The 17346-nt window shown below is 65.1% G+C and carries 14 protein-coding genes; 8 read left to right on the forward strand and 6 right to left on the reverse strand.

From position 1 onward, the window contains the following. Positions 1-10 precede the first annotated feature (10 nt). The 4 genes from trpC (at position 11) to Q0030_RS24915 (ending at position 5068) form a co-directional block, all read left to right on the forward strand. Entirely contained in the window at positions 11-832 is an 822-nt protein-coding gene (trpC, locus tag Q0030_RS24900) for an indole-3-glycerol phosphate synthase TrpC (RefSeq protein WP_298372816.1), read from the forward strand. Positions 833-836: 4 nt separating this feature from the next. Further along, complete coding sequence (gene moaC / locus Q0030_RS24905; RefSeq protein WP_298372819.1) at positions 837-1376, forward strand: cyclic pyranopterin monophosphate synthase MoaC; 540 nt, start codon at positions 837-839, stop codon at positions 1374-1376. A gap of 9 nt (positions 1377-1385) precedes the next feature. Then, positions 1386-2177: a hypothetical protein gene (locus tag Q0030_RS24910; RefSeq protein ID WP_298372822.1), complete on the forward strand. Its 792-nt coding sequence runs from the start codon at positions 1386-1388 to the stop codon at positions 2175-2177. A 158-nt stretch (positions 2178-2335) separates the two neighbouring features. Next, complete coding sequence (locus Q0030_RS24915; RefSeq protein WP_298372825.1) at positions 2336-5068, forward strand: EAL domain-containing protein; 2733 nt, start codon at positions 2336-2338, stop codon at positions 5066-5068. Between the two features lie 197 nt (positions 5069-5265). Here the strand turns inward: Q0030_RS24915 and Q0030_RS24920 are convergent, their stop codons facing one another. The 6 genes from Q0030_RS24920 to Q0030_RS24945 form a co-directional block, all read right to left on the reverse strand. Next, a complete protein-coding gene (locus Q0030_RS24920) occupies positions 5266-6615 on the reverse strand; it encodes a S41 family peptidase (protein WP_298372828.1) in 1350 nt (449 codons plus the stop codon). A 185-nt stretch (positions 6616-6800) separates the two neighbouring features. Next, positions 6801-7988 carry an NADH:flavin oxidoreductase/NADH oxidase gene (locus tag Q0030_RS24925; RefSeq protein ID WP_298372831.1) on the reverse strand — a complete coding sequence of 396 codons (1188 nt, stop codon included), beginning with the start codon at positions 7986-7988 and terminating at the stop codon, positions 6801-6803. Positions 7989-8117: 129 nt separating this feature from the next. Next, entirely contained in the window at positions 8118-8336 is a 219-nt protein-coding gene (locus tag Q0030_RS24930) for a hypothetical protein (protein ID WP_298372834.1), read from the reverse strand. 341 nt (positions 8337-8677) lie between these two features. Then, on the reverse strand, positions 8678-9691 hold the full coding sequence (locus Q0030_RS24935) for an ABC transporter substrate-binding protein (RefSeq protein ID WP_298372836.1): 1014 nt from the start codon (positions 9689-9691) through the stop codon (positions 8678-8680). Between the two features lie 273 nt (positions 9692-9964). After that, a complete protein-coding gene (locus tag Q0030_RS24940; RefSeq protein ID WP_298372838.1) occupies positions 9965-10876 on the reverse strand; it encodes an amino acid ABC transporter substrate-binding protein in 912 nt (303 codons plus the stop codon). A gap of 107 nt (positions 10877-10983) precedes the next feature. Beyond that, on the reverse strand, positions 10984-11919 hold the full coding sequence (locus tag Q0030_RS24945) for a DUF3280 domain-containing protein (RefSeq protein WP_298372840.1): 936 nt from the start codon (positions 11917-11919) through the stop codon (positions 10984-10986). 228 nt (positions 11920-12147) lie between these two features. Between Q0030_RS24945 and Q0030_RS24950 the strand changes: the two genes are divergently transcribed. The 4 genes from Q0030_RS24950 (at position 12148) to Q0030_RS24965 (ending at position 17339) form a co-directional block, all read left to right on the forward strand. After that, complete coding sequence (locus tag Q0030_RS24950; protein WP_298372843.1) at positions 12148-13569, forward strand: histidine kinase; 1422 nt, start codon at positions 12148-12150, stop codon at positions 13567-13569. Continuing rightward, positions 13566-14228, forward strand: coding sequence for a response regulator transcription factor (locus Q0030_RS24955; RefSeq protein ID WP_298372846.1), 663 nt, complete (start codon positions 13566-13568; stop codon positions 14226-14228). The genes Q0030_RS24950 and Q0030_RS24955 overlap by 4 nt, the downstream gene beginning before the upstream one ends. A 266-nt stretch (positions 14229-14494) precedes the next feature. Next, entirely contained in the window at positions 14495-15697 is a 1203-nt protein-coding gene (gene thrS, locus Q0030_RS24960; RefSeq protein WP_298372849.1) for a threonine--tRNA ligase, read from the forward strand. A gap of 1015 nt (positions 15698-16712) precedes the next feature. Further along, positions 16713-17339: an HAD family phosphatase gene (locus tag Q0030_RS24965; RefSeq protein WP_298372852.1), complete on the forward strand. Its 627-nt coding sequence runs from the start codon at positions 16713-16715 to the stop codon at positions 17337-17339. Positions 17340-17346 lie beyond the last annotated feature (7 nt).

Raw genomic sequence — 17346 nt, forward strand, 5'->3', positions numbered from 1 at the left:
GAATTAAGCGATGTCCGACATCCTGACCAAGATCGAGGCTTACAAGCGCGAGGAGATCGCCGCCGCGAAGCGTGCGCGTCCGCTCGCCGACGTCGAGGCGCGGGCGAAGGCGGGCCCAGCCCCGCGCGGCTTCGTCCGTGCGCTGAAGGACAAGCATGCTCGCGGCGACTACGCTCTGATCGCAGAGGTCAAGAAGGCCTCGCCCTCGAAGGGGCTGATCCGGGCCGACTTCGATCCGCCCGTGCTCGCGAAAGCCTATGAGGCCGGCGGCGCGGCGTGCCTGTCGGTGCTGACGGATGCGCCCTCGTTCCAGGGCCATCTCGATTTCATGGTCGCCGCGCGCGCGGCGACCAATCTGCCGGTGCTGCGCAAGGATTTCATGTTCGACACCTACCAGGTGGCGGAGGCGCGCGCCCATGGCGCCGACTGCATCCTGATCATCATGGCCGCACTCGACGACACCGCGGCCGGCGAGATCGAGGACGCCGCGCTTGGCTACGGCATGGACGTGCTGGTCGAGATCCACGACCGCGCCGAGCTCGACCGTGCCCTAAAACTTCGCTCGCCGATGATCGGCGTCAACAACCGCAATCTGCGCACCTTCGAGACCACGCTTGCGACCAGCGAGGCGCTGGCGCCGCTGATCCCCGGCGACCACCTGATGGTCGGCGAGAGCGGCATCTTCACGCCGGAGGATCTCGCCCGCCTCGAGCGCGTCGGAATGTCGACCTTCCTGGTGGGCGAGAGCCTGATGCGCCAGCAGGACGTCACCGCGGCGACCCGTGCCTTGCTGACGCGGCAAGCCACACCGCGCGCTACCGGCACGCGCTGACGCGATGGCGCGGAAGACCAAAGCCAAGGGCAAGGCTAACACCAAGGCCGAACCGTCGGGCTCGGGCACCGCCCTCACCCATATCGACGCCAAGGGCGATGCGCGGATGGTCGACGTCTCGGCCAAGCCTGCGACCGAACGGACCGCGGTCGCCGAAGGCCGCGTCCTGATGAGCAAGGCAACGCTTGCGCTGATCGAGCAAGGCCAGGCAAAGAAAGGCGACGTGCTGGCGACCGCGCGGATATCAGGCATCATGGCGGCGAAGCGAACCTCGGAATTGATCCCGCTTTGCCATCCGCTGGCGCTGACCAAGGTCACGATCGATATCGCAACCGACGACAAGCTGCCCGGCTGCATCGTCCGCGCCAGCGTCAAGGTGACGGGGCCGACCGGCGTCGAGATGGAGGCGCTGACCGCGGTTTCGGTCGCTTGCCTGACGATCTACGACATGGTCAAGGCGGTCGACCGTGGCATCCGGATCGAAGGCATTCACCTCGTCGAGAAGATCGGCGGCAAGTCCGGGCACTATCGCGCGGGCGAGTGATTGCGACCGATGCGCAGCCGACGCCTGATTTGGCTCGTTCCGATCCTGGCGGCGTTTGCCTGGCTGGCATGGATCGCGTGGCGGTGGCAGGCCGAGCGGCAAATCTATGCCGATTCGGAGAGTCCTGCCCTGACGATCACGGCGAAGCATGTCGAAGCGTTGCGCAAACTGCAGTTCGCCTGGAATACGCGGATCGAGAGCGGCGGTCCGGTCGTGGATCCGCTGGCGCCCTATGGCAGCGCGGATATCGTCGCCGACCTCGGCCCGATCATCGGCACGCGCGATCGCATGGCGGTTGCGCGGTTTCATCGCGAGGTCTCGGCGCTGCTGATCCGGGCGCTGCACAATTGCGACCTCGCCGACGGACAGTACAAGCTCGGTCATCTGGACAATGCGACGATGCAACGGCGCCTCCGGCAGGAGCTCGTCGGATTGCCCGACGCGCGCGTTGCAGCCGTCGTAGCCGAACTGCCTCGGCTCGAGCCGGACGGCAGTTTCCACTTCACGAGCCAGCACCTGCGGCTGCTGCACCAATTGAGGTTCGAGTGGCCGGATGGCGATATCATGGGGATCATCGCCGGATCGGGCTATCCCGCGCCGGCGGTCCACTTCAAGCGCCCATTCGGTGACATGACAGCGTTCGAGATCGATATGGCAGCCGTCCTGGGACTGCCACGCCCCGGCAACGATCACGTCGATCCCGTCCTCAATCGTCTCTATTGGGACATGTGGCCGGCGCTCGAGACCTTCGTGGAGCACGTCGAGATCGACCCCGACGCGTCGTCCTGCGCCAGTAGGTAGGTCGCAGACCGTTGCGCGGCAGCGGCTTTCGCGAAGACGCACAACCTTTCGTTAACCAATCTCGCTAACCGCCGCTCCATCTCGTTTGGATACGACTTTCGCGGGCCGGAGGTGCACGAAACCTACTTCCGGGTGAAACGCCTGGGCGATAGCGACACATGAATCCAAACGGCAGCACCTCGTTCAACATCAACTCGGTGATCGGCACCGGTCCGATCCGCTGGTTGATCCTTGGCGGTGCCGCGCTAATGGCCGCGATCGCGATCGGCGCCACCCTGATGGCCGGGAATTTCCGCGAGCGCGCCTTGCACAACAGCGAGCGTGAGCTCGAAAACACCGTGCTGCTGCTGGCGCGGCATTTCGACCAGCAGCTCGACGATCTCGAGGTCGTCCAGCGCGACCTGATCGCGTTCATGCGTGACAACGGGATCGCGACGCCGGAGAACTACAAGCGCCGGATGTCGGCCGCCGACATCCATGCGATGCTCAAGTCCAAGATGGACGCGCTGTCCAATGTCGGCAGCCTCAACGTGTTCGACGCCGACGGCGTGCTGATCAACAGCTCGGGCGCCTGGCCGCTGCCGCAGGTCAGCATCGCCGACCGCAGCTACTTCCAGATCTTCAAATCGAGCCCCTACTCGCCCGAGATGCTGGTCGCGCCGGTGGTCAGCCGCGTCAACGGTGGCTGGACCACCGTCATCGTCCGCAAGGTCACCGGCGCGCATGGCGAATTCCTCGGCGTGGTCGGCCGTGGCATCGAGCCGGCGACCTTCGAGAAATTCCTCTCGACCGTTGCGCTCGGCGAAGGCGCCGCGATCTCGATGCACCATCGCGACGGCACCCTGCTGGCGCGCTATCCCCATGTCGAGGAGATGATCGGGAAGAACTTCCGCACCGGCCCCGCCAATCAGCAGCAGGTGTTCGAGCTGCCGCAGAGCACCTCGCGATTGACCAGCCCGGTCGACGGCAGGGACCGTCTGGTGTCGTCGCGGGCGCTCACCAAATTCCCGATCGTCGTCGTCGCCACGACCACCACGGAAGCGGCGCTCGCCAACTGGCGCGAGCAGATCGGCATGCTGATCGCAGTGACCGCAGCATCGGTGCTGGCGATCGCGATCCTGCTGACGCTCGTGGTGCGCAAGCTGTTGCAGCAGCACCGCACCCAACAGCAGCGCCTGACGCTGGAGAAGCTCCGGCTCGACACCGCCGTCAACAACATGACGCAGGGGCTGTTGCTGTTCGATGCCGCGCAGCGGCTGGTGATCTGCAACAAGCGCTATATCGAGATGTACGGATTATCCGCCGACGTCATCCGGCCCGGCTGCAGCTTCCGCGACGTCATCGTGCATCGCCACCTGACCGGTTCGTTCCAGGGCGACGTCGAGCGCTACGTCAACCTCGTGCTGCGCGACGTCGGCATCCGCAACACCATGGTGATCGCGACGCCCGACGGGCGCTCGATCCAGGTCGTCAACGAGCCGCTGGCCGACGGCGGCTGGCTTGCGACCCACGAGGACGTCACCGAGCGCCGCCGCGCCGAGGAGCGCATCACGCACCTTGCCCACTACGATGCGCTCACCGACCTCCCGAACCGCGCACTGTTCCACGAGGAGATCAAGCGCGAGCTGCCGCATGTCACCCCCGACAGCCAGCTCGCGGTGCTCTATATCGACATCGACGAATTCAAGGGCGTCAACGACTCGCTCGGCCACATGGTCGGCGACGAGCTGCTCAAGTCCGTTGCGCGGACGCTATCCGGCGTGATCGGCGACGGCGATTTCGTCGCGCGGCTCGGCGGCGACGAATTTGCGATCGTGCAGACCGGCGTGAAGAACGAGGTCGAGGTCACCGACCTCGTCGCGCGCATCTACGAGGTGATCCGCTCGCCCTATCAATGCCTCGGCCACCAGGTCACGACCGACGCCAGCATCGGCATTGCGCTGGCGCCGAGGGACGGCACCGATCTCGACCAGATCATGAAGAACGCCGACCTTGCGATGTATGCGGCGAAGTCGGCCGGCCGGCGCGTCTCGCGCTTCTTCGAACCGGCGATGGATGCCGACGCGCGCGCCCGCCGCGAGCTCGAGATGGAGCTGCGGCAGACCATCGCCGCGGGCAGCGGGCTCGAAGTGTATTACCAGCCCTGCGTCGACCTACGCAGCAACGAGATCACCGGCTGCGAGGCGCTGGTGCGCTGGCGCCATCCGGTGCGCGGCATGATTTCGCCGGCCGACTTCGTGCCGATCGCCGAGGAGACCGGCCTGATCAACCAGCTCGGCGAATGGGTGCTGATGACGGCCTGCAAGGAAGCCGTGAACTGGCCCGACCACGTCAAGCTCGCAGTCAACGTCTCACCGGTGCAGTTCCGGACCGGCACGCTGGCGCTCAAGGTGATCGCCGCGCTGGCGGCATCGGGCCTGTCGGCGGGCCGGCTGGAGCTCGAGATCACCGAGGCCGTGCTGATCCGCGATGACGAGACGGCCTTGGCCGCGCTGCACCAGCTCCGCGCCATCGGCATCAGGATCGCGCTCGACGATTTCGGCACCGGCTATTCGTCGCTGAGCTATTTGAAGCGCTTCCCGTTCGACAAGATCAAGATCGACCGCTGCTTCGTCACCGACATCGCCGATCCGCAAGGTTCGGCCGGCATCGTCGAGGCCGTCGTCAACATCGCCGCCGAGCGCAGCATGACCACGACGGCGGAAGGCGTCGAGACCGCACAGCAGCAGCAATTGCTACGCGAGCTCGGCTGCTCGGAGATGCAGGGCTATCTGTTCAGCCCACCGAAGCCGGCCGCCCAGATCCGCGAGCTCTTGGCCGGGCATCGCCGCGGCCCCGCTGCAGGTCCGACCGCCACGCGCCGGCGGAGGCCTGTCGCCGGCGCGGCGTAAGGCTTCTCAGACGTCGGAAGCCTGAAGCGGGCGCCTGTACAATTTCGGAATATTGGAAGAATACCCTGAAATTGCCCGACGTGTCAAATTGCCTGGTCGAGCGCCAGCCACCGCCGGCTACTTTGCATGGGGTTGTTTTCGATATTTTGACGGCGGCGTAGCCCGGATGGCTCCATCCGGGCTACATGGCTCAGGTTCTAGTTCGGCACCGGCCGCTTCTGCGCGGCCTTGTCCGCGTTCTTGGCGTCGGCGTTCACAGTGACGCCACGCAGCTGATTGAACGCCGCGGCCAGCGCCTTGTCGTTCTTCTCGTCCGGCGGCACGTAGGATTGCGAGCCGGTCTGCTCGGCGCCCTCGGCGGAGAGGTGGCCGCGCATCGAGGCCTCGCCCTTGATCTCGGAGCGGGTCTTGAATTCGTCCGGTACGTCCTGCAGCACCTCGATGTCGGGCTTGATGCCAAGCGCCTGGATCGAATGCCCTGACGGGGTGAAATAGCGCGCCGTGGTCAGCGCCAGCGCGCCATTGCCGGCGCCGAGCGGAATGATGGTCTGCACCGAGCCCTTACCGAACGAGCGGGTGCCGATCAGGGTCGCGCGCTTGTGGTCGTGCAGCGCGCCGGCGACGATCTCGGAGGCCGAGGCCGAGCCGCCATTGATCAGCACCACGAGCGGCTTGCCCTTGGTCATGTCGCCGCCATGGGCGGTGAAGCGCTGGGTTTCTTCCGGATTGCGGCCGCGGGTCGAGACCACCTCGCCGCGCTGCATCAGCGTCGAGGTCACCGAGACCGCCTGGTCGAGCAGGCCGCCCGGATTGTTGCGGAGATCGACGACGTAGCCGGCGAGCTTGTCCTGCGGGACTTCCTTCTGGATCTCGCCGATCGCCTTGCGCAGGCCCTCGGTGGTCTGCTCGTTGAACGAGGTGATGCGGATATAACCGATGTCGCCGCCCTCGACGTGATACTTCACCGGGCGGACGCGGATGATCTCTCTGACAATCGAGACCTCGATCGGCTTGTCGGCGTCCTTGCGGACGATCTTCAGCCGGATCGAGCTGTTGGGCGCGCCCTTCATCTTGTTGACGGCCTGGTCGAGCGTCAGGCCCTGGATCTGCTCATCGTCGATCGAGGTGATCACGTCGCCCGACATGATGCCGGCGCGTGAAGCCGGCGTGTCGTCGATCGGCGCCACCACCTTGACGAAGCCGTCCTCCATCGTGACCTCGATGCCGAGCCCGCCGAACTCGCCATGCGTGGTCTCTTGCATCTCCGCCCAGCCCTTCTCGTTCATGTAGCGGGAGTGCGGATCGAGCGAGGAGATCATGCCGTTGATCGCCCCTTCGACGAGCTTGGAGTCCTCGGGCTTCTCGACGTAGTCGGTCTTGATCTTCTCGAACACCTCGCCGAACAGATTGAGCTGCGAATAGGTGTTGTCGGCATGCGCGGCGGCATTGGCGACGGCGAACAAATGCGCCCCCTGCGGCGAGGCCACGAGCAGGGTGAGACACGCTCCCGCAACCGTCCCGAGGAAGAAGCCAACATGTTTGCGCATTATCCGCGATCCTTTTTCGCTATCGGCCGGCAACGTTCCGCAACGTTCGCCTGCCCCACCCCGACGGGGGCACCACACAACGGCTTTTTGGTCGGATCAAGGCCGCCTTGTCACCGGACCATTACGGTCCTGTCACGATGCCCTGGTCAGCTCCAAATCAGCATTTAGTCAGCACCACGTCAGGCTCAAGTCAGCTCCCGGTCGGCCTCTGGCCCAGCCTCCCGCAACCCGTTCTGCCAGGTCGACGGCTGGGTCCCGAATCCGCGCTTGGCCCGCGTGCCCAACCAATAGCCAAACTGTGGAGGAACATGGCGAAATGGCCCTTCAACCCCGAGTTTCAGCGCGGCATCCATCGGCCAGTTGGGGTTATTGAGGATCTCCCGGCCGACCGCGATCAAATCTGCTTGTTTGTCACGCAGGATTTGCTCGGCTTGGTCACCATGGATGATCAGGCCGACCGCCATGGTCATGATATCGGCATTCCGGCGGACATATTCCGCCAGCGGCACCTGATAGTTGTATTTGATCTCCTTGCCGAGGATCGGCGCCATCTCGCTGATTCCCCCCGACGAGCAGTCGATCACATCGACGCCCTTCCCCTTCAGGATCGCCGCCAGCCGCGCGCTCTGCTCCGGACCCCAGCCGGCATTGTCCTCGACCGACAGCCGCACGAACAGTGGCTTGTGATCCGGCCAGTGCGCGCGCACCGCCTCCGTCACCTCGATCAGGAAGCGCATCCGGTTGGCTTCCGAGCCGCCATATTCGTCGCTGCGCTGGTTCGCGCGCGCGGAGAGGAATTCGTGCACGAGATAGCCATGGGCGCCGTGCAGCTCGAGCACCTCGAACCCGGCCTCATGCGCGCGCCGCGCCGCCTGCCCCCAGGCCGCGACGAGGTCCTTCACCTCATGCGTTTCCAGCGCGCGCGGCACCGGCCAGCGCTCGCTATGGGCGATCGCGCTCGGCGCCACCGGCGTCCAGGCATCCCAATCCTCGATCGCGGCGCTGCGTTCGAGCGGACGGTCGCCCTCCCAGGGACGGCTCGCGCGCGCCTTGCGGCCGGAATGGCCGAGCTGGATACCGGCGACTGCGTTCTGCTGCTTGATGAAGCCGACCAGCCGGCTGAGCGGCGCGATGAACTTGTCGTCCCAGATGCCGAGATCGCCGATCGTCCCGCAGCCGCGCCGCTCGACCTTGGTCGATTCGACGATCACGAGGCCCGCGCCGCCGGCTGCGAACTTGCCGGCGTTCATCAGATGCCAGTCGGTCGGAAAGCCCTTCTCGGCTGAATACTGATGCATCGGCGGCACCACGATGCGGTTCTTCAACGTGACGCCGCGGATGGTCATCGGCGAAAACAGCAGCGTGTCGGACATCGCTTCCTCATAGAGGTCGTTACCCGGCGCGCGGGATCGATCTTGTATTTGGTGTCGACGATATACGCATCGCGCGACGGCCGATAGAGGCACGCGGCGCGCGACATCGATCGACGAGCTGCTCTGATCTTATTGCGCCGGCTTCCGGTTCGCCGACACGTCCGTCGGGCAGTCTGCCCCGCATGCGATCGCTTTTTTCTGGTCGGCAACGCGCCAGACCAGCAGCGCGACCAGGACAATGATGGTGACGGTGAGCTTGGCCAACGTGTCGTGATTCAATTTCAGCTCCGAGCAACAATCCGCATAAGCGACAATCACCAACTGCAAACAAAAAGTGGTCCAGCCCATCGGAGGCCGTGCCCGGCCCGTCTACCAGACCCCGCATTCGATCTGGTCACCATCATCGTACGGACCTGGCGCGACCTGCAAGCATTCCGCTCTGCATGGCAGCACGGCACAGCCGGCCGCGGCCATGCTGGAACTTTCTCGTCTGTGTGCCGTTCGGTGGCTGTGCTCTGATCATTGCCCCAGAGGCACACAACACCTTCCGCGGCCCCAGCCGTCACGCTGGGGTCGTAAATCTCTGCAGTTCCAAGCGGTCTGGAATTTTATCGCGAAGAATGCCGCGATCTCCGGGAATCTGTCCGTCCATCGCCTAGCCCATATGGGCTACGTCCTCACGGCGACCGTCAACTCCGCGCGAGCCTTGCTGCGCCGGCGGCGATTGCGTCGTTGAAGCTCCTGTCCCAGAATTTTCCGACCTCGGCGCGCGCGTCAAGCACGCCGAGCTTGAGGAAGGTGTCGGCGACCTTCTGGTGGGTCTCCGGCACGTCAGGGCTCACGCCGGCGAGCGAGAAGTCGTCGCTGCGGCGGGCGAACTGGTCGAGAATGTCCTGCAACGGCAGATGGGTCTCAGCGACCTGCGCAGCCGCATAGAGAGGAAAACTCTTGTTGGCGAACGCATAGGCGCGCTGGATGCGTAGCAAGAGATCGGTCAACGCCGCGTGGCGCAGCGGATCGTCGACCACCTTCGGATTGGCGTAGATCGGGAAATTGCCCGAGAGATAGCCGACGCCGGTCTTGAGCAGCCGGGCGCCCTGCTTTGCGATGGCGAGCTGCCCGTTGTAGCCATAGATCGCCCAGGCATCGAGCTTGCCGGAGGCGAACGCCGAGTAGCCGTCCGACGGCGTCAGATTGATCGCCTCGATATCGCTGAACGCGAGTCCGGCTTCCTCGAGCTGCTTGGCGAGGAAGTAATGTGCCGTGGTCGCGCGCACATAGCCGACGCGCTTTCCCTTGAGATCGACGATCGAATGGATCGGCGCATCCTTCGCCGCCACCGTGACCTGGATGTTGAGATCCTCATGGGTGACGGCGATGAAGCGCACCTTGGCGTTCTGGCGCGCGGCAAACATCGCCGGAATCTCGCTGCCCGAACCGACGTCGAGCGCATCGCCGTTCAATGCCTCGATGTGGAGCACGCCATTGTTGAGCTCCTTCCATTCGATCCTGTAGGGCGTCTTGTCCTCGCCGGCCGCCTGCAGCAGCGGACGCCAGCCGCCCTTGTAATAGGCGACGCGCAGCGTGACACCGCCGAGATCGGCGCCCCCACCCGCCCCGGTTTCTGCGCGCGCGCGGCCCGCAACCAGACCTCCGGCGAGAACGCCGAGCGCAGAACGTCGAGAGAGGAATGGCGTGGTCACCGGCGCAGGCTCCTGATCAGCTGTCACAACTGCCGCAAGCTTAACTGCCGATGTATATGAGACGCTATTTCGTTTTTGGCCGCGCGCGCGAAAAGCCGTTCCAAGGATTGACGGCTTGGCGCGGAAAACCATATCCGACGACGAAACGTAGCCCGGATGAGCGCCGCGACGGCTGTTCTCTCAGTTCACGGTGACGTCCCCGCATGTCGCGGAGCCTGTGATCGGGCGCGTGTTCGCGCGACCCGTTGGCTCATGCGGGCTACTACAGCCGCGCTACTTCGCAACCTCGTACACATCCGGATCGAAGCTCGAGCTCGGATGAGCGAACGCATTGCGCAGCGCCGGCGAGATCGGGACGTTGTAGTTGATGCCGTTCGGCGGAGTCGGCTGCTCCAGCCACTTCTTGTACATGACATCGATCTCCGGGCTCCGGTAGAGCTCGGCCGTGGCGCGGTCGGCGAGCGCCTTGAACGGCGCGTCCTCCCTGCGCAGCATGATTCCGAAGGGCTCGGCCTTCGAGAAGGCCTCCTCGCTGATCATGTAGAGCGCGGGCTGCTTGGATCGTGCGATCGCCACCGCAAGCTGGACATCGTCGAGCGCGTAGGCCTCGGCGCGATCGGTCTCCAGCATCAAAAACGCCTCGGCCTGATCCTTGGCCGGCTGAACGTTGATGCCGAGCTTGCGTTCGGCGTTGACCTTGATGAGCTGCGTGAGGTTCACCGAGCCCGCAACGGCGGTGACCGATTTGCCCTTGAGGTCGTCGATGGTGTTGATGCCGGACGATTTCTTGGCAGCAAAGCGCGTCGCGCTCAGGAAGTGCGAGTTGGTGAAGGTCACCTGCTTCTGGCGCTCGGCGCTGTTGGTGGTCGCCGAGCAATGCAGGTCGATCGTGCCGTTGACCATCAGCGGGATGCGGTTCGACGAGGTCACCGGCAGATAGTCGACCGCGATGTCGGGCATACCCAGCTCCTTCTTCACGGCATCGACGATCTTGAGGCAGATATCGAGCGCGAAGCCGATCGGCCGCTGGTTGTCGTCGAGATAGCTGAAGGGAACGGAGGCCTCCTGAAAGCCCAGCGTGACCTTCCTGGTCTCCTTGATCTTCTGCAGCGTGCCCGACAGCTCTTCGGCTGCCACGGGGCTTGCGGCGAGCGTGAGAGCGAAGAGGACGGCGGGCAAACGCATCGGCGGCTCCTGTGCGGTGATCGGATGGCGGTGATAGCCCACACACAAGCCCGGCGATAGAAGATGATGTGTCTATCAGCTATCGCGCTTTGCGATGGTCCGGATCGCTACTGCTGCGCCGCGCCCGCGAGCAGGCGGTCGCCGACCAGGTGAACCGCGCCGCGGGTCCATGAATAATCTGCGCCCATCCGCAAGCCGCTGTCGCCGCGTGAGACGACCGCACCGCTGCGGGCGTCGCGCACCTGGAAGCCGACCGTATATTCGGTCCGGCTGACCCGCCTGATCACGCCGATCAGCGATTGATCGGCGCCGAGCTGTTGCGCGATCGCCGCTTCGCAGCCGTCACAGTCGCGCAGCGCCCGCGCCTTGACGAGCTCGGCCGTTGCGCCGGCGGTATCGACCAGGCGGTAGCGGCCCGATTGCGCGAGCCGGTCGCGGACACCCCGGGTGACGTCGGCCAGAGTGGCGGCATCCGAGCCGGCAAGGCCGGACGACGGTGCCGCGGAATTATCCTCGAGCTCGAACTCGAACACGGCGAGCCCGATCGCCGCCACGGCGGCGGTCTGCGCCGTCGGCAGCGCCGCGGCGAGCGCGGCGCGCACCTCGCGCGACACGAACATCCGCGCATGGTCCCATGCCTCGTCATTGTCGCCGCGGAACGTGTAGAGCTTTTCGTACAGCACACGGCTCGCGCCGACATCGATGACGGCCACCTTGGCCCACTGCACCAGCGTGCTCATCTTCTGCACGCCGCCGACCACCTTGATTTGGGCTTCGCCTGCGGGCGCCGCTGACGGCACCAAGCGATAGCGCGGCTCGGCGGCGACATCGGCGCGCAGTGCAGCCATGAACGCATCCAGCCGCTTCTGATGCACGGCGGTCTGATCGATCACCTCGCCCGAGGTGTCGATATAGCTGAAATCATCGATGCTGACGCCAAGCGAGGATGCCACGGCGGCGCCCGTTTCGGCGCGCAGCGGACAAGGTCCGGCCAGAAGGCCGATCAACGCGAGGGCGTACACGACGAGGCGGGACTGGCGCATAATCGAGGCCTTTCAGGTGCTGCTGCGGTCGGTTGGGTCGCAGCCTAGGCCGGCTGGCCTCCGCGCCGCAGCGGAGCGCCTCCCGGCCGGTGCCGGGAAAATTTCACGACCGTGGTCCGCCCCCAAAGGCGGCGCTTCTCGATGCTTCCGTTCTGCCGTTTAATGGGCATGACGGCCCTGCCCGCAACCACGCGCCCAAGGTCGTCTGCAGCCTCTGAGGATACGCCGATGTGGAATTGGTCCGGAAGCGATCTGAAGCTGCGGTTGACATTGCGTGTGGCGGCCGTGTCGATGCTCTGCTTTGCAGCGATCTCCGGCTACTTCCTGATCGAGGCCGACCGTTCAGTGCGCGCCAGGATCGCTGCCGTTGCCGATGTCGCCGCCAGGACGCTGGAGTTGCAGCAGAGCAAGATCCAGTGGCTGAACAATCCACGCTCCGATTTCCCCGATCTCGACAGCGTTGCCGCCTCGGTCATGGCGCCCGGCCTGTGCCTCGCGTTTCGCAACAATAACGGCGAGATCAGCCAGCGCTTCTGCGGCGGCACGCAGACCGATACGGCCGCGCCGCCGCAGGCTTTCGCGGCGCTCTATCGCCGCCTGTTCGATCCCGGCCGGGAGACTGTGCGCCCTGTGATTGCGCGCGGCCAGGCGATCGGCGAGGCCGTGGTCTGGGTCGATCCGGCGGTGCTGACGACCGAGGCCTGGCACGACGCCGGCCGGCTGATGGCGGTGCTCATGATCGCGCTGCCGCTGCTCTGCGCCCTGGTCTATGCGGCGCTGTCGCGTGCGCTGCGTCCGACGCGGCTGATCCGCGACGGGCTCGAGCGGATCGCTGCAGGCGACCTCGCCGCGCGCCTGCCGCCGTTCGATCTCGCCGAATTGTCGGCGATCGGCGACGTCTTCAATCAGCTCGCCGAGCGCCTCGCTACTGCGCTTGCCGACCGCAACGCGCTGACGCAGAAACTGATCGTGGTGCAGGACGAGGAACGCCGACATCTGGCGCGCGAGCTGCATGACGAGTTCGGGCAATCGCTGGCCGCGATCCGCGCGCTGGCCGCCTCGGCGCGCCTCACCGCGGCGCAAGATTGCCCGCCTTTGCTCGCCGAATGCGACGGCATCGCACGGACCGCGACCGACATGATGGAGACGTTGCGCGGCGCCCTCTTCAGGTTGCGGCCGCCCGATGTCGACGAACTCGGACTCGCCGCCAGTTTGGAGGGCCTGGTCGCCGGCTGGAACGGCCGCAGCCGGGGGCAGCCGCGGTTCGAGATCGCCATATCGGGATCGTTCGAACGCATCCCCGCCTCCACCGGCGCCAATCTCTATCGCATCGTGCAGGAGGCGCTCACCAACGCAGCCAAGCACGCCGGCGCCACGCGCGTCATGCTGCGGCTTGAGATGCGCGAGGCGGCTTCGACCGGCGGCGACAGCGAAATCGTGCTCGCGATCGACGATGATGGCAGGCCCGGCGATCCCCAGGGCGATCCTCAAGTGAAGTCCGGCATGGGCCTGCTCGGCATGCGCGAGCGGGTCGCCGCGCTCGGCGGGCAGCTGAGCTTCGAGGCGGGGCAGTCCAGCGGCTCATCGCTCCGCGTCAGTGTTCCCGCCGCGGCCGGCCGAGAGGCCGCATTTGTGGAACGCGCGGCATGAGCAATACGGCGCGAACCATCATGCTGGTCGACGACCACGCCGTCGTTCGGGAAGGCTACCGGGCGATGCTGCAGAAGCAGCCGGGCCTCGCCGTCGTGGCCGAGGCCTCCGACGGCGTCGAGGCCTACCGCCTTTACAAGGAGACCGGGCCCGACCTCGTCATCATGGACCTGTCGATGCCCGGCATCGGCGGCATCGAGGCCATCCGGCGCCTCAGGCAGTGGGACAAGCGCGCAAAGATCCTGGTGTTCACCATGCACCAGAACGCGGCGTTTGCCGTGCAAGCGATCCGCGCCGGCGCGAGCGGCTATGTCACCAAGACCAGCCCGCCGGAGACGCTGGTGCATGCCGTGATGGATGCGCTGTCCGGCAAGATCGCGATCAGTCCGGATATCGACCACGAACTCGCGCTCAGCCACCTCGCCGGCGAGCGCGCAGCCGCCGACCTCCTGACTGCGCGGGAATTCGAGGTGCTGCGCATGCTGCTCGCGGAGAAGACCACCGACGAGATCGCCGAGACGCTGCACCTCAGCCCCAAGACGGTCGCGAACTTGCATTCCCTGATCAAGGACAAGCTCGGCGTTGGCACGGACATCGAGTTGGTCCGCCTCGCGCTGCGGCAGGGCATCCTCACGCAGATCGATCTGGGCGAACGGTGAGCCCGCATCGCCGAACGACTGAGGCTGCGCCACGACCGTTCCCGCCTTGCGGGCAGGTTGACGAGACCGGACAGACAATCCAGAATAGCAACATGCGCAACATCTGTTCCATGTCTTTGACCACCGCGACGACCAGCCTTGGCGGGTCGTCTCCTGGTCGCATGCGGTAACAGACTGCACAACCAGACAAGGCCCCGCCGGCGACGGACGGGGCTTTTTTCATGCGCAAAACTCGTCCGCGCTGCTTCCAATCAGGAGAGCATGCTATGGACGATCTCGATCACAGAAGCCTCGGAACGCGTCTCGATCTTTGGCACATCCAGGAGGATGCGCCAGGGATGGTGTTCTGGCATCCGCGTGGCAACACGCTTTATCGTGTCCTGGAGGACTACATCCGCCGCAAAATGCGCCGGTTGGGCTATGCAGAGGTGCGAACGCCCCAGCTGCTGCCCCGCGAGGTTTGGATTCAAAGCGGCCATTGGGAGAAATTCGGCGCGCACATGTTCGGCTTTGCCGACGGCGAGCGCGCAATGGCACTCAAGCCGATGTCCTGTCCCTGCCACGTCCAGATCTTCAACAAGCGCCTGCGCTCCTGGCGCGACCTGCCGCTGCGCTACGCCGAGTTCGGCATCTGCCACCGCGATGAGCCGTCAGGCTCCCTGCACGGGCTGATGCGCACGCGCGGCTTCGAGCAGGACGACGCCCATGTGTTCTGCCGCGAGCAGGACGTGCCCAATGAAGTCGCCCGCTTCGTTGCGCTGCTGTCGGAAGTCTATGCCGAGTTCGGCTTCCCGGCGCCTGAGGTGTCGCTCTCCACCCGGCCGGCTGCGCGCGCAGGTTCAGACGAATTATGGGATTGGGCGGAAACGACCCTTGCCGCGGCCGCGCGCCCATGCGGCCTGTCGTACACGATCCAGCCCGGCGAAGGCGCCTTCTACGGGCCCAAGCTGGAGTTTGCGCTGCGCGATCGGCTGGGCCGATCCTGGCAATGCGGAACGGTTCAGCTCGACAGCGTTCTGCCGGGCTGTCTCGACGCGTCGTATGTCGGACCGGACGGCAATCGCGCGATCCCGGTAATGATCCACCATGCAGTGTTCGGTTCGATCGGTCGCTTCATCGCGATGCTGCTTGAACATCACGCCGGCGCGCTGCCGTTCTGGCTGTCGCCCGACCAGGTTGCGGTCGCGCCGATCTCGCGTGATCATTACGATTACGCGGTCAAGGTTCTCGATGCACTCGAAGCTCAAGGCATCAGAGGCGTTCTGTTCGCCGGCGCCGACACGCTGTCGCGACGGATCGTTGCCGCGCATGAGGCGAGTATTCCTGTGGTGGCCGTCGTCGGGCAGCGTGAAGCGCAACAGGGCACCGTGAGCCTCCGCGAGCGCGTCGGGGCCGTTTCTGTTTTGCCGTTGGCTGACGCGGTCCGGGCGCTTCGACGGCGTGCTCGTCCGGGCCAGAACGCCGAGTGAACTCGCTGCGCGTTGTCCGCTGTGCCGGGAGCTCCGCGGCCCAAACAAAGGGCCCCAGCGAGGGGGTACACGCTGAGGCCAGAGCAACTTGGTCACGCGATCCTAGACCTCGCCACGGCACTTTGCTTTGCTCCTTCGGAGTACCGGACTCATACGGAGCCGAAGACTGAACCTTATTGCTCTCTCGCGCGTATCCATGACGTCAGGATTTTGCCATTCTTCCTGGGGCTAGAACCAACGCCGCCCGTCGTATTTCAATGCGGGCGGCGTTGTGCGTTTCCGGCCTGCAACGAGACGCGACCCTGGCGTGCCGACGCAGCTGGATATTGATGAGAGTTCCCGACAGGAACCGGAACGGATATCAGCCGACGTGAGTTGGACAGCATGATCTTGAAGGATGGAGCGTCATCACAGTGAGCCGAAAAACCCTGCAGGCACGTTCAGAGCAGGCGCTCGTCGTCGTCATCCTCAGCACCGGCGCGCTGATCGCCTACCTCGGCCTAGCGCTTTCCAGGATATGAGAGGTCTGCCCGGCGGCCAAGTCGCTGCGCATCGAAAGCCCGTAAGGCCCAATCACTGATTTGCCCGCCGGTGCAAACCTCCACCGCAAAAATATTTCGCTTTATCGGAAGTCAAACTCATCGCTCAGGGCCCATGGGCGATGACACCACGCAGTGACGGCGCGTCGCATCGCGCGAGAACCGTCCTCATCGTCGTCCTGGCGAAAGCCAGGACCCATTACCCCAAGTGCCCATTGTTGCGCGACGCTGGGGCCGCGATCCCGTTCATCACCGAACGCGGTGGTTATGGGTCCTGGCTTTCGCCAGGACGACTATTGGGGAGATCTCGAGTTCGTCTCTATCACCGTCACCCGGAGGAGCGCGGAATTGAAAGTTTGGCCGTGGCCGTGAGCCTGCTTTCGCAGGGACGACACCCCGCCGCCATCGTCGCATGCCTGCCGCACAAATCGAGGACATTGCCGCCCGCCCGCAATTCTCGTACACGGTTTCACGCAATGACCTCGCAACTCTCTCCCGATTCCGTCGACGTGCTGCTGTTCGATATCGGCCGCGTCGTGCTCGACATCAACTTCGAGAAGGTGATGGCGCACTGGGCGCAGCATGCCGGCTGCGCTCCGGCCGACCTCGCCACGCGCTTTGTCGTCGACGACAGCTTCAAGCATCACGAGATCGGCCGGATCGACGACGCGGCGTTCTTCGCAAACCTGCGCCGGACGCTCGGCATCGACATCACCGATGCGCAGTTCCTCGAAGGCTGGAATGCGATCTTCACCGGCGAGATGCCGGGGATCGCCCCCCTGCTCGCGACCGCCGCGAAGCGGATGCCGCTCTACGCCTTCTCCAACACCAATCCGGCCCATGTCGCGCATTTCTCGGTCATCCATGCCGAGCTGCTGAGCCATTTCCGCAACGTCTTCCTGTCCTCGACGATCGGCTTTCGGAAACCCGACGCCGAAGCCTACGATCATGTGGTAAAAGCCATCGGCGTGCCGGCGTCGCGGATCCTGTTCTTCGACGACCTGGCCGCTAATATCGAAGGCGCGCGGGCGCGCGGCCTTCATGCCATCCACGTGACATCGACGGATGACGTGGCGAGGGCTCTGACCGCACTTGGTATGTGATTAGGAA

The organism is uncultured Bradyrhizobium sp. (assembly GCF_947648125.1).
Classification (GTDB): Bacteria; Pseudomonadota; Alphaproteobacteria; order Rhizobiales; family Xanthobacteraceae; genus Bradyrhizobium.

Bases quoted from the DNA above. Each gene is read 5' to 3' on its own strand.
- trpC (WP_298372816.1), top strand. From the start codon at position 11: ATGTCCGACATCCTGACCAAGATCGAGGCTTACAAGCGCGAGGAGATC.
- moaC (WP_298372819.1), top strand. From the start codon at position 837: ATGGCGCGGAAGACCAAAGCCAAGGGCAAGGCTAACACCAAGGCCGAA.
- Q0030_RS24910 (WP_298372822.1), top strand. From the start codon at position 1,386: ATGCGCAGCCGACGCCTGATTTGGCTCGTTCCGATCCTGGCGGCGTTT.
- Q0030_RS24915 (WP_298372825.1), top strand. From the start codon at position 2,336: ATGAATCCAAACGGCAGCACCTCGTTCAACATCAACTCGGTGATCGGC.
- Q0030_RS24920 (WP_298372828.1), bottom strand. From the start codon at position 6,615: ATGCGCAAACATGTTGGCTTCTTCCTCGGGACGGTTGCGGGAGCGTGT.
- Q0030_RS24925 (WP_298372831.1), bottom strand. From the start codon at position 7,988: ATGTCCGACACGCTGCTGTTTTCGCCGATGACCATCCGCGGCGTCACG.
- Q0030_RS24930 (WP_298372834.1), bottom strand. From the start codon at position 8,336: ATGGGCTGGACCACTTTTTGTTTGCAGTTGGTGATTGTCGCTTATGCG.
- Q0030_RS24940 (WP_298372838.1), bottom strand. From the start codon at position 10,876: ATGCGTTTGCCCGCCGTCCTCTTCGCTCTCACGCTCGCCGCAAGCCCC.
- Q0030_RS24945 (WP_298372840.1), bottom strand. From the start codon at position 11,919: ATGCGCCAGTCCCGCCTCGTCGTGTACGCCCTCGCGTTGATCGGCCTT.
- Q0030_RS24950 (WP_298372843.1), top strand. From the start codon at position 12,148: ATGTGGAATTGGTCCGGAAGCGATCTGAAGCTGCGGTTGACATTGCGT.
- Q0030_RS24955 (WP_298372846.1), top strand. From the start codon at position 13,566: ATGAGCAATACGGCGCGAACCATCATGCTGGTCGACGACCACGCCGTC.
- thrS (WP_298372849.1), top strand. From the start codon at position 14,495: ATGGACGATCTCGATCACAGAAGCCTCGGAACGCGTCTCGATCTTTGG.
- Q0030_RS24965 (WP_298372852.1), top strand. From the start codon at position 16,713: ATGACCTCGCAACTCTCTCCCGATTCCGTCGACGTGCTGCTGTTCGAT.